The organism is Crateriforma conspicua (genome assembly GCF_007752935.1).
Classification (GTDB): domain Bacteria; phylum Planctomycetota; class Planctomycetia; order Pirellulales; family Pirellulaceae; genus Crateriforma; species Crateriforma conspicua.
In genome coordinates this window covers 1,959,240-1,972,975 of record NZ_CP036319.1, presented here as the reverse complement: position 1 = coordinate 1,972,975, position 13,736 = coordinate 1,959,240, and the positions used below count along the sequence as shown (strand labels likewise).

Below are 13,736 nucleotides of genomic sequence, written 5' to 3'. Positions count from 1 at the left end.
CGACCGCGAACTTCAACGTAGAAAGCCGTATTTTTCCTTTCCCGGAAATGAGCCCCGTCGCTTCTTGAGTTTTTATGCCGCGTCGCAGCGTCGCACTACTGATCGAAACGTCCAACTCCTATTCCCGCGGGGTCCTGGAAGGCATCGTCGACTACGTGCGGAAACACGAACGATGGGCGATCTATTTGCCGGAACAGGAACGCGGCGGCAAACCGCCGCCGTGGCTGCCCCGATGGAATGGCGATGGGATCATTGCAAGGATCGAAAACGACGCCATCGCGGACGCGCTGCGCCGCAAGAAAATTCCGGTGGTCGACGTCAGTGCCGCGCGACAGTTGCCGAACATTCCGTGGGTGGAAACGGATGACACCGCCATCGCCGCGATGGCAATCCGGCATCTGGCCGATCGTGGTTTTCGGCATTTGGCGTTTTGTGGCGACCCCGGATTCAATTGGTCCAATTGGCGGCGGGAACAATTCAATCGCTTGGCGAACGAGCACGACATCATCGCACACACGTACGATACGTTGTCGCGCACCGATCCCAAGTATTCGTGGAACCGCGAGAAACGTGGCCTGGCCGCTTGGCTGAAAAAGCTGCCGCGCCCGGTGGGCATCTTGGCCTGCTACGACATTCAAGCTCAGAAAGTCTTGGAAGTCTGTCGCGAGATCGGCATTGCGGTTCCAGAACAGGCTGCTGTTCTGGGCGTGGACAACGATTTGTTGTTGTGTGAATTGGCCGATCCGCCACTGTCAAGCATCATCTGCAACACACGCCGAACCGGTTATGAAGCCGCCGCGATGCTGGACCAGATGATGGCGGGTGCGGATTTCGAATCAAAGCGTGTTTTGATCCCACCACTTGGGATTCAAACGCGACAATCAACCGACGTTCTTGCGATCGATGACCCTGACATCGCAGCGGCACTTCGGTACATCCGCGAAAACGCATTGGACGGAATCAATGTTGCCGATGTGGTTCGACACGTTCCGCTTTCCCGCCGAGTGCTGGAAAGCCGTTTCCAAAAAATGTTGGGACGAACACCTCACGAAGAAATCACGCGACTGAAAATCGATCGCATTAAAGAGTTGCTGACCGACACGGATTTGTCGCTGGCCCAGATTGCGGTGCGAACGGGTTTCGAACACGACGAATACATGTGCGTGTTCTTTCGAAAGGCGGTGGGCGTCCCGCCTGGAAAGTATCGCCAACAACGACGCTGAATCCATTCGCCAATCGACCAACCGCCGCGGCGCGCACGTGGACGTTTGTGACGCCTCGATCGATCCGATGGCAAGCCACGACGACGGCGGTTAGACTGGCGGCAAGCCCAAGTGTCGACTGTTGACAATCTGGGTTCCCGCCTCTCCCGCCACCTTCAGGACTGCGTTCGCATGAAACGAAACGCCTTGAACCCCACCTACGCCGCGCTCACCTTTCTTCTCGTTTCGCTGGCGATGCCCCACTCCGTCCTCGCGATCAATCGGGTTGATTACCAAGAAGGTGCCGTTGCAGGGCGGCAGTGGGAGGTTTTGGACATTGCCTTCGCAACGGCAACCGCCCCGCAAGCCAGCGAAATCGAGATCGCTGCCGACTTCACCGGCCCGGATGGAACCGAGATTGCTGTCGACGGCTTTGACGACGGCGACGGCCGATTCGTCATTCGGTTCACGCCCACCAAGCCCGGATCTTGGACGTTCAACGTCCGGTCATCGGTCGCCGCGCTGGACGGTAAACAAGGCAGCCTGTCGGTCCAGCCAGCCGGTCAGGATCGAAAAGGCGGCGTCGTGATCGCGAAAGACTCGCCGACGCGGTTCGAATATGAAAACGGTGAGCGTTATTACCCGATCGCGTTTGAATGTGATTGGCTGTTCGCGCTCGATGCAGAAAACCCGGATGACATTCCACAGACACGGCGATTCGTCGACACGCTGGCGGAAAACGGTTTCAACCAAGTCGTCATGAACGTCTTTGCCTACGACGTCAACTGGCCGAAAGATGATCGGCTGGTGAAAGAGTTTGATTACGGCAGCCCGGACGTCTATCCCTTCGGTGGCCACAACGAAAATCCCGATCATTCGCGTTTGAATATCGAATACTTTCAGCGTCTGGATCGTGTCATCGATTACTTGGACCAAAAGGGCATCGTCGCACACCTGATGATTTACGTTTGGAACAAGAACGTGAACTGGCCGGAGGCTGATTCACAGGCGGACAACCGTTACTTCGATTACGTCGTGCGGCGATACCAAGCGTTCCCCAACATGGTGTGGGACATTTCCAAAGAAGCATTGGGCTATGGGCACAACGACGTCAATTACATCAGCCACCGGATCGACCGTTTACGAAAGGCTGACGCGTACCGTCGCTTGGTAACCGTCCATGACTATGCGTATTGTCGCCGTTTCCCCGAAAAGGTGGACTTCGTCAGCGTTCAGCTTTGGCTTTCCGAACTGTACAGCGTGATGCGTGACGTCGTGAAGAACATTCCCGGTAAACCGATTCTGAATATCGAACACGGCGGTTACGAACGTGGTCCCTACGTGGTCTTTACCGGCAATTACACGTCGCCGGAAGTCTGCTTGGAACGTGCCTATCAGTGCGTTTTCGCGGGTACGTTCCCGACGCATTACTGGCAGGGTGCGGCGTGGAATGTGATCATCCCCGATATCAAAACATTGCCCGCCGATGAACAACCTCGCCTGGATTACTATCGGCACATGCGATCGTTTGTGGACCGTTATCGCGTGGATGAACTGGTGGCCGGCGACCGCAAAGCGAATGCTGGTTTCTGCTTGCACGACAACGCTGACACTTTGATCTATTACATTCCGAAAGAATGTGATTTCATCGGCGTCCGTCTTCCTTCGGAACGTCGCGGCGAAACCATGACTGCGACCTGGTTCGATCCATACACCGGCGAATATTCCAAACCGGAAAACCACAAAATCACACAGTGGCCTTCACTGAAAGTCCCAGCGGGTGACGGGCTTCGAATCTTGGTGCTGAACTTGGACACACCGTAGCGATTCGAAACGTTTGCAAGTTGCAAAACATTGCGATGCTGGGGCGTCGTCCGTGCGATGACCGCCTCGGGTGGCTTGGGGAACACGGCGACGCCGCGGAATCTATACTGGGCGTTTGACGGATCGGTTGGACCGCCGGACCAAAAAATCCAGCCGACACCTTTGCTCGTGCGATCGGTCGTCCGTCGATCAACCGACGTCTTGCCCTTGTTTCGATTCCCTCCCCAGCATCCCCACCTGAAATGCATCTTCATTCTGCCCGATCGGGCCAGCCTTACCGCCAACCGACGTTGCTTCGCACCGGTATTTTCTGCGTCGCTGCTTGTGCTTTCGTGACGATGACCAGCGTGTCGGCGCCGGCTGCGTCTGACGAAGACGGCGCGAAGGGTCCCAACTTCCTGTTCATCATTGTGGACGATCAGTCGCCGTTTGATCTGAAGGTGTACAACCCAGATTCCACGCTTCAAACGCCCAACATCGATCGTTTGGTTTCCGAAGGGATGACGTTCGATACCGCCTATCACATGGGGTCGTGGAGCGGTGCGGTATGCACGCCATCGCGGCACATGGTGATGTCGGGACGAACCGTTTGGCACCTGCCGCAAAAAGCCAAGCGAGGCCGAAAGCCTCTGACAACCGCCCCCAAGGACTTGGCTGACCACACGATGGCGGCGGTCTTCAACGACGCCGGCTACGACACGATGCGCACCTGTAAACGCGGCAACAGCTATGAAGCAGCCAACGCCCAATTCACCGTCCGTCACGATGCCAGTAAGCGCGGCGGAACCGACGAAACGGGCAGTCGCTGGCACGGCGACCGCGTGATGGATTACTTGACCGAACGAGACCAGCAGGCCGACACCGATCCATTTCTGATCTACTTCGGGTTTTCCCACCCGCACGACACACGCGACGGCGTTCCAGACCTGTTGGAAAAATACGGTGCGACCAACCATACCGACAAGAACCGTTTGCCCACCGCCAACCCCAAACAGCCCGAGTTGCCCACAAACTATTTGCCCGGCCACCCGTTTGACAATTCGCATATGAATGTGCGTGACGAAGTTTCCGTCAGTGGAGTCTGGAAGAATCGCGACGAGCGTACGATTCGAAATGAACTGGGGCGTGAATACGCGTGCAGTGAAAACATCGACCGACAAATCGGTCGAGTCCTGGACCAATTGGAAACCATGGGCGAATTGGACAACACGTACGTCTTCTACACATCGGACCACGGAATCGCGATCGGGCGTCACGGCCTGCAGGGCAAGCAGAATTTGTACGAACACACTTGGCGTGTTCCCATGATCGTCCGTGGCCCGGGTATCAAAGCCGGTACACGTGTGACGGGCAATGTGTACCTGCTGGATGTTCTGGCCACCCTTTGTGACTTGGCCGAAATCGACGCGCCGGCGACCAATGAAGGCAACAGCTTTGGTCCCATCCTGCGTGGCGAGTCATCCGAAGTCCGCGACGTCTTGTTCGGCGTCTATTGCGGAGGCACTAAACCGGGCATGCGGTCTGTGCGTCGCGGTGATTGGAAGCTGATCAAGTACGAGTCGATCGATTCGGGTGCTCGCGAAACCCAACTGTTCAATCTGGCCGAAAATCCACATGAATTTTTGCAAGAGCATCATGCATCCGACGTGGTGGCGTTGACGGGGCACCAACCCGCCAAGAACCAGATCAACCTGGCTGATTCGGCCGAGTACGCCGACCAATTAGCAACGATGGAAGCCTTGTTGCTGTCGGAGATGAAACGTCACGACGATCCGTTCCGATTTTGGGATCAGCCCAAATCGTCTGCGGCAAAGTGACTTCGTCGCAGGTGTGTTTTGTCGGCCACGCCGGCCGACAAAACCGTTTCTAATGACGCCTGTTTGAACGTCAGTCAGATCCTGATGCGCAATGACTTCGCACCTTGGTTTTGCGAATTGCATCCGGATTGTTATTTCCAATGCCCTTCATCTCGATTGATCTCACGATGCGATTATCGTTTCGCTTGACTTGCCTGCTAACCATCATCTTGGCCACGTCTTGGCTTTCTTCTGACGTATCCAGTGGCGAATCACCTTGGACTTTGCGTTACGATGAACCCGCCGAATCGTGGAACGACGCGCTTCCGGTCGGCAACGGAATCATGGGCGGGATGGTCTTCGGTGGCGTCACCGACGATCGCGTCCAATTCAATCATGACACCCTGTGGGCGGGTCGCCCGCGGTCTTATTCGCACGCGAACGCCGCGCAGTATTTGTCGGAGATCCGACAACTGCTGTTCGATGGAAAACAGGCTGAAGCCGAAAAGCTGGCATCGGCCCATTTCATGTCGCAACCGTTACGGCAAGCCCCCTATCAACCGTTCGGGGACCTGGAACTTCATTTCGCCGATCCTACCGCGGTTGAAAACTACGAACGCACCTTGGACCTGGATGCCGCGGTCGCACAGACCACGTATGAAGCTGACGGTGTACGTTTCACTCGAACCGTGTTTGCCAGCCACCCGGATGGTGTGATCGTGGTCCATCTGACCGCCGATCGGCCGGGTGCGATCAGCTGTTCTGCCCAACTGTCGACCCCACACCAAAGCGATGCCAAAGTCGCCAGACTGGACGATCACACGCTGCATATGACGGGCAAGGTGGACGAAGTCGATTACAAGCAAGTGGTCTTCGAAGGGGCCGTCCGATTTGAAGCCCAGCTTCGCGTGGTCATCGATGGCGGGACCGTCGACGTATCGGACGCCCAGATTCAGGTTCAATCCGCCGACGAAGTCACCTTTTGCCTGGCTGCCGCAACGACTTATCAGGATTATCAATCCTTGACCGCAGATCCCAACACGATCTGTCGCGATGTGTTGGATGCGATCGCCGACAAGCCGTATGCGTCCTTGTTGGCCGATCACCTGCGGGATCATCGCAAGCTGTTCCGTCGTGTCGATCTGGACCTGGGCGGCGGCCAATCACGTTCAATGACGACAGACAATCGTTTGGCGGCGTACCAAGACGAACCTGACGCGGATTTCATCGGCCTGTTGTTTCAATATGGACGTTATTTGTTGATCGCTTCGTCCCGTCCCGGGGGCCAACCGGCAAACCTTCAAGGCTTATGGAACGAAAGCAAGACGCCGGCTTGGGAATCCAAATACACCATCAACATCAATACGGAGATGAACTATTGGCCGGCGGAACTGACGGGGCTTTCCGAATGCCATGATCCGCTGTTTGACATGCTGGAAGATTTGACCCAAACCGGTCGCGAAGTGGCCCGTGAACACTATGGGGCCAATGGTTGGGTCACGCATCACAACACCGATGCGTGGCGGGGCGCGGCGCCGATCAATGCGTCCAACCATGGCATTTGGCCGACCGGCGGCGCGTGGCTTAGCACACACTTGTGGGATCGATACCAGTTCACGATGGACGAAGATTTCCTGCGGGAACGTGCGTACCCGATCATGAAGGGATCATCGCAGTTCTTTCTGAACACCCTGGTTCCCGATCCCGTTTTCGACAAAGACTGGTTGGTCAGCGGCCCCAGCAATTCACCCGAACGTGGTGGACTGGTCATGGCGCCGACGATGGATCATCAAATCATCCGCCATCTGTTGGACGCAACCGCGGAAGCCGCAGACATTTTGAAGGTCGATGCCGACTTTGCCGATCAACTTCGATCCACCAGCAAACGCATTGCCCCCAACCAAGTCGGCGCGGAGGGTCAGTTGAAAGAATGGCTGTACACCGAAGACCCACGCACCACGCATCGGCACGTGTCACATTTATGGGGACTGCATCCGGGATCGCAGATCACGCCGGAAACACCCGAGCTTTTTGATGCCTGTCGAAAAACACTGCAATTCCGTGGTGACGCCGGCACAGGTTGGTCGCGTGCATGGAAGGTCAACTTCTGGGCGCGATTGCGAGACGGCGATCACATGAACACGATCTTGCACGGCTTTTGCAAGAAAGGCGGCGGAGGATTTTATAACAACCTTTTTGATTCTCACCCGCCGTTTCAGATCGACGGCAATTTCGGCCTGACCTCCGGCGTTGCGGAATCATTGGTTCAGTCGCACCGTCGTAATGCCGACGGCGATTACATCATCGACTTGTTGCCCGCGCTTCCCAGTGCATGGCCCGACGGTTCGGTGACCGGCTTGCGGGCCCGCGGCGGATTCGAAGTGTCTGTTCAGTGGAAAGATGGACAGTTGAAAGAAGCGTCGATTCGATCGCTTCACGGCGGCCCGCTGGTGGTGCAGACGGCCGATGGTGTCAAAATATTGGAATCAGAAACGACACCGAACGAAGTCTACGTCGTACGTTAGTCACCGCGAACGACGGTTTTTTCATCGATGTTGCGCAAGCCCTACGGTCCGGCAACCATGTTGCCAGGCCCGGGGTGGGGACCATCGATCGTGCCCCACAATCAACCTCGTCGAAGGAACAACATGAAACGACTCTTGGCCGGACTTTGGTGTCTATCGATCACGGCTGGTATCGGCGGCAACGCAATGGCGGCGGCCACGGACCGTCCGAATGTCTTGATCATCTACTTCGATGACATGGGGTGGGGCGACATGGGTGCCAACGCGCCAACGGACCACGCCATTCCTGAAGATTCCCAATACTTGGATCCACAGGTTCCCACACTGACGCCTCATCTGGACGCGTTTGCGGCACAAGCGATGCGGTTCACCAACGGCCATTCTGCCGATGGCGTGTGCACGCCGTCCCGGTATGCCCTAATGACGGGGCGATACTGTTGGCGAACACGATTGAAGAAGGGTGTCAACGGTGGGTACACGCCCACGTTGATGGAACCGGATCGCTTGACGATCGGAAAGATGTTCCAAAGTCGCGGCTATTCAACCGCGATGGTGGGCAAGTGGCACATCGGCATGCAGTTCCATGATTCCGCCAATCGACCTGTGAAGGGCAACTTGGGGAACCGATCAGATGTATTGGAGAAGAACCTGATCGACTTTTCCAAACCGGTCACCGACACACCGATCCACAATGCGGGATTCGATGTCTTTTTTGGAACACCAGCCTCCCTGGACATGCCGCCCTATGTTTGGCTGCAATCCAACGGCGACGCAGTCCGCGTGATGTCCCAAGGTGGCGTCGTTCGTGACGGCGAAGTTGACTTTTCCAAAGCGCGCGGGGCGACCAATGACGACCTGGTGGAACGTCAGAACTTCAAACGATCCGTCGGGATCGCAACACGTGCGGGTGTCCATGATCCCACGTTCGACCTGCGAGATTACCTTCAAATCCAAGCCCAAAAGGTTTGCGACCTGATTCACCAGTTCGACGACGAATCTGAGCCCTTTTTCATCTACGTCCCCATGCCTGCGCCTCACACGCCGCATGCGGTGCAGGATCAATTCGTCGGTTCGGCGGGATGGACCTACGGGGACTATGTCGTCCAAACGGATCACTACACCGGCCAGATTTTGGATGCCCTTGGCGACCCGACCGACGGCAATAGCATCGCAGCTGAAACGGTGGTGTTCATTTCCAGCGACAATGGTCCGGAAAATGGCGCCTATCACACCAGTCTGGAAGTCGACCATGACGCCAATGGCCCGTATGCCGGTCGGAAACGTGACAATTACGAAGGCGGCACCCGAGTCCCGTTTCTGGTCCGTTGGCCCGGTGTGATTCAACCGGGATCGGTGACCGATCACCTGTGTTGGCAAGGTGATTTCATGGCAACGATGGCGGATCATTTGGGTATCCCGTTGGGCCCCGACGACGCTCCCGATGCGGAAAGATTTTTGCCAGTGTTGAAAGGCCAACCGATGCCCACGCAACGGCGTCCTGCGATCATCCAACACTCCAGCCGTGGACAATTTGCGATCGTCGATCAATCCGGCGAATGGAAACTGCTGGACGGGACCGGGGGCGGCGGAAACGGCACCACCTGTGATGCCGACGACCAGGAAACGTTGCGGGCGGGCAAGATTCGCGAAACGCCGCGACAACTGTTTCGTTTGTCGGTCGATCCGGGCGAAAGAAACAACCTGCTCAACGATCCCGATCAAGCGGCCACCGACAAGGAATCCGAGTTGTACGAATTGCTGAATCGAATTCGTGGCGATCAAGAATTCGGGACCGACGGCAATAGCCAAGTCCCGCGTCCGTAGTGATTCAACGATCGGTTCATAAGCCAGACCCTGATCGTCCGCAGTCGCCCTAAGTGATGCAAATGCAAAGTAAAAGTGTCCGTTTGTTGTTTGGCTGGCTGGTGATCCACCTTTTGGTCCCTGTCGATCACGTATCGCTTGCGAAGGACCAAGGCCCAGACGACAAAGGCCGACGCCCGAACGTTTTGTTCATCGTGGCCGACGACTTGAACTGCATGATCCGACCATACGGTGACAGGACGGCGGTCACACCAAATTTAGCGTCCTTGGCCGATCGCGGAATCGTTTTCCAAAACGCCTATTGCCAACAGGCCGTTTGCAATCCGTCCCGGTCGTCGTTCCTGACCGGGTTGCGGCCGGATACCGTTGGCGTGGACGATTTACGCAAAGGATTTCGCGACACGGCACCTGGCGGTGAATCACTGGTCACGTTGCCGCAGCATTTCAAGAACCACGGGTACTTTTGCCAAAACATTGGAAAGATCTTCCACAACATGGGCGACACGCAAGATCGCCGGTCTTGGTCGATCGATGAAGTGCTTCACGCAGGGACACACGCGGCCGATACCGTGTACACCAACACGGCACCTGGTTTACGAAAAGAACGGTTTCGCAAAGCACCGGTGACCGAGTCGTTGGCCGTCCCGGATATCGCCTATCGTGACGGGCAGATCGCGAACTTGGCGGCCGCGATGCTGCGTGATTACCCGCAAAATGGCATGCCTTTTTTCCTGGCGGTTGGATTTTGGCGTCCGCATTTGCCTTTCGTTGCACCGAAAAAGTATTGGGATCTTTATGACCCGCGAACGATCCCGATGCCCCAGCCGTTGTCGCCGCCGGCGGAGGTGCCCGACATCGCGATGCATGATTCCCGCGAAGTCCGAGGCTATGACGGCCCGGCGTCACAGGATCCGTTCACTCCAGAATCCCTGCGGCATCTTCGCCACGGGTATTACGCTTCGATCAGTTTTCTGGACGCTCAGATCGGCGAGATCCTGCGTGGGTTACGTGACGGCGGTCATTGGGACAACACCATCGTCGTCTTCACATCGGACCACGGTTTTCATATGGGCGAAAAATCGCTGATCGGAAAGACCAGCAACTTTGAATTGGATGCTCGAGTTCCGTTGATCATCGCGGACCCGAGGCGTCCCGACGCCCACGGCCGATCGACCCGGTCGCTGACCGAATTGGTCGATCTTTATCCCACGCTGGCATCCTTGGCCGGCATCCAGGGTGACTTATCGGACAGTCTGCAAGGCGTCGACGTTTCCGCCGTCATCGAATCACCTGATTTGAGTGTCAAAGACGTAGCCTTCACTCAGCACCAGCATCCGTTCTACGGCGCACCATCGAATTGGCGGGCGTGGGGACGTTCCATCCGTACGGCGGATTGGCGTTACACCGAATGGCATTCCATTGACGACGGATCCCTTCTGCACCGCGAACTTTATGATCAGGCCGGCGACCCGACAGAGTCGGCAAATGTCGTTGCACGCCATCCCGTTGTCGCGGACGAGCATGCGAGGCGTCTAAGGGAGCACTTTGGAATTTAGAGGAGTCCACCCGAAGGTTTTCGAAACAAACTGTCGCAGTCGGCACCGATGCGGGTACCGTTAGAATGAATGGACTGACATTGGGTGTATCCGCGTCAATTTAGTCGATCAGACCATATACGCCTCCGGTGCATGCGTTTGTCACTGCGAAGATGAACCACAGCAAGATTGCGAGTGTCGCTTTCCACGCGTCGTCAATCGACGAAGTGACCGGCCACTTTGACACATCCGCTGATACAGGCTTGGACCAAGACGACGTTGTACGTCGGCAGTCGCTTTATGGACCCAACCGATTGAACACCGAAACACAATTGCGGTGGTATCGAGTCCTGGGACGCCAATTCTGCGATGTCTTGATTCTGGTCTTGGCGATTGCTGCCGGGGTATCGGTTGCGGTGGGCGCATGGACCGATGCGTTGACCATTTTGGCAATCGTAGTGCTGAATGCACTGCTGGGATTTGCTCAAGAATGGAAAGCCGAGCGTGCCCTTCAAGGACTGCGTCGGATGCTAAGTCCGCGTTGTACCGTTATCCGCCAGGCACATGAACAGACGGTGGATGCCGACGAGATCGTTCCCGGCGACCTGGTGGTCTTGAGGACCGGTAATCGTGTGCCCGCCGATTTGCGATTGGTGCGATGCGTGAACCTGAGGATCGACGAATCGGTACTGACGGGGGAATCCGGGCCAGTGGTAAAACGAACCGCGCCGGTCGACAGTCAATGCCCGTTAGCCGAACGTGCATCAATGGCGTGGATGGGGACGGAAATTTGCACCGGCCACGCACGAGGAATTGTGGTCGCGACCGCGGATCAAACGCAGTTCGGCAACATTGCTTCGCTGACCGAGTCGGTCCATCGGGAAACCACACCCCTGCAGCATAAACTGGGACGTCTAGGACGCCAGTTGGGCGTGGCGGCGGTGGGCATTGCCGCCATGGTGATGTTGGCCGGATTGTGGATGCAGAAGCCTTGGTTGGAAATGTTCTTGACCGGCATTTCGCTTGCCGTCGCGGTCGTCCCGGAAGGCCTGCCTGCTGTGGTGACCCTGACGATGGCATTGGGTGTACGTGCCATGGTGCGGCGAAAAGCATTGCTGCGTCGTCTTCGTGCCGCCGAAAGTCTGGGGGCGGCCACGGTCGTTTGCACCGATAAAACGGGAACGTTGACGAAGAACGAGATGACGGTCACGGAAATCTGGTTGGCCGATCAAACCATCAACTTCGACGGAGCCGGATACGATCCGCACGGAAAATTCACCAAGAACGACCACACCGAAGTCACGCCGGAATCGGACCTCCCGTTGCGTGAATTGCTGGACGCTGCTTCCCGATGCAGTCACGCCAGGCTGGAATTCAGCAAAGCATCCCGAGAGTCGTTGGGCGAGAATGGCCTCGCCTCCGGCAACCCGCAAAATGATCTTTCAGGGGACACCACCACATCGCTTTCCGTTGGCGGATGGACCAGTGGCGGTCGGTGGATCCCGCATGGCGAACCGACCGAAAGCGCTTTGATCGTTGCTGCTGTCAAAGCGGGACTTTCCGCACCGTCGGATCTTGATTGCGAAGTCGAGTTTCCGTTCACTTCCGAGCGCAAGCGGATGACCGTTGTGCAGCAAATTAACGGAGGGCTTATCGCATTCTGCAAAGGCGCACCGGAGGTCATTCTGGCGCGATGCAACACGTTCCGGTCCGCGGAAGGCATCGAGAACCTGACCGAAACGAAACAGCGATCGGTAACGCAAGTGTACGAGGAAATGGCCCAACGCGGACTTCGCACGCTTGCCGTTGCCACCAAACCGTTGGCGGATTCGAAGACGATGGACGCCAAGAATGTCGAGTCCGAACTGACGCTGTTGGGGATCGTCGGCATGATGGATTCGCCGCGCGATGAAGTGCCCGCCGCCATTCAACTTGCTCATCAAGCGGGCGTGAAGGTGATCATGATTACGGGCGATTCTCCGGTCACCGCCATCGCCGTTGGACGTGGAATCGGGCTTTCGCCCGGCGGCAGTGTGACCGGCGACCAGTTAAACGCCATGACCGACGAACAACTGATCGACGCCATTGACCGTAATGTCGTCTTCGCACGGACGACACCCGAGAACAAACTGCGCATCGTCAATCTGCTTCAGAAACTGGGACACGTCGTCGCAATGACGGGCGATGGTGTGAATGATGCCCCCGCACTGAAGAAGGCCGACATCGGCATTGCCATGGGGATTCGAGGAACCGACGTTGCCAAGGGTGCCGCCGACATGGTGTTGACCGATGACAATTTCAGCTCGATCGTAGGAGCGATCCAAGAAGGCCGCCGGCAATATGACAACATCCTGAAATTCGTCCGCTATCTGTTGTCATCCAACACGGGCGAAGTGGTTGCGATCTTTCTGAACATCCTGTGGGGTGGGCCGCTGATTCTGCTGCCCGTCCAGATTCTATGGATGAATTTGGTGACCGATGGGTTGACCGCAGTGGCACTGGGCCTGGAGCCCGCCAATCGTTCGGTAATGCAGCGTCCACCGCGTCGTCCGGACCAATCGATGGTCGATCGGCCCGGATTCGTATTGATCCTAGCCATTGGGATCTACATCGGAATCGCCGCCCTATGGATATTCCATCGTTATTTGACCAGTGGCGATCCGCAATCCATTGCCGTTGCCGGCACGGTCGCGTTCACCACTATCGTGTTGATTGAAAAGGTCAACGTTTTGAATTTTCGCTCGTTACGTTCACCCATTGGCGACATCGGATGGTTCAGCAATCCATGGGTACTGCTGGCAATCGTGCTGACCGTCGGTTTGCAAGTCTGTGCCGTCTACATCCCGGTGTTGCAACAGGCACTGCACACCGTGGCCCTGCGCCCCGCCGACTGGGCGATCATTCTAGTGACCGCTGCCCCGATCTTTGTTTTCGTCGAAGCGGGAAAGTGGATCTTAGCGCGTCGCGTTTCAGTTGACCGAGACAGTCGGCATTGACGGAACACACCATTGCACCGGAGACATTCACCGC

The 13,736-nt window shown here is 56.7% G+C and carries 7 protein-coding genes; all 7 read left to right on the top strand.

What is annotated here, in order from left to right; translation table 11 throughout:
• The first annotated feature begins 74 nt into the window (after nucleotides 1-74).
• The 7 genes from Mal65_RS07440 (at nucleotide 75) to Mal65_RS07410 (ending at nucleotide 13,702) form a co-directional block, all read left to right on the top strand.
• Entirely contained in the window at nucleotides 75-1,223 is a 1,149-nt protein-coding gene (locus tag Mal65_RS07440) for an AraC family transcriptional regulator (RefSeq protein ID WP_145295466.1), read from the top strand.
• A gap of 171 nt (nucleotides 1,224-1,394) precedes the next feature.
• Nucleotides 1,395-3,026 carry a DUF5060 domain-containing protein gene (locus Mal65_RS07435; protein WP_196784663.1) on the top strand — a complete coding sequence of 544 codons (1,632 nt, stop codon included), beginning with the start codon at nucleotides 1,395-1,397 and terminating at the stop codon, nucleotides 3,024-3,026.
• Between the two features lie 338 nt (nucleotides 3,027-3,364).
• Nucleotides 3,365-4,843 carry a sulfatase family protein gene (locus tag Mal65_RS07430; protein ID WP_145304763.1) on the top strand — a complete coding sequence of 493 codons (1,479 nt, stop codon included), beginning with the start codon at nucleotides 3,365-3,367 and terminating at the stop codon, nucleotides 4,841-4,843.
• Between the two features lie 167 nt (nucleotides 4,844-5,010).
• Nucleotides 5,011-7,347 carry a glycoside hydrolase family 95 protein gene (locus Mal65_RS07425; protein ID WP_145295463.1) on the top strand — a complete coding sequence of 779 codons (2,337 nt, stop codon included), beginning with the start codon at nucleotides 5,011-5,013 and terminating at the stop codon, nucleotides 7,345-7,347.
• A 123-nt stretch (nucleotides 7,348-7,470) separates the two neighbouring features.
• Nucleotides 7,471-9,171 carry a sulfatase family protein gene (locus Mal65_RS07420; RefSeq protein WP_165701126.1) on the top strand — a complete coding sequence of 567 codons (1,701 nt, stop codon included), beginning with the start codon at nucleotides 7,471-7,473 and terminating at the stop codon, nucleotides 9,169-9,171.
• A 62-nt stretch (nucleotides 9,172-9,233) separates the two neighbouring features.
• Nucleotides 9,234-10,727: a sulfatase gene (locus Mal65_RS07415; RefSeq protein ID WP_196784662.1), complete on the top strand. Its 1,494-nt coding sequence runs from the start codon at nucleotides 9,234-9,236 to the stop codon at nucleotides 10,725-10,727.
• Nucleotides 10,728-10,879: 152 nt separating this feature from the next.
• A complete protein-coding gene (locus Mal65_RS07410) occupies nucleotides 10,880-13,702 on the top strand; it encodes a cation-translocating P-type ATPase (protein WP_145295454.1) in 2,823 nt (940 codons plus the stop codon).
• Nucleotides 13,703-13,736 lie beyond the last annotated feature (34 nt).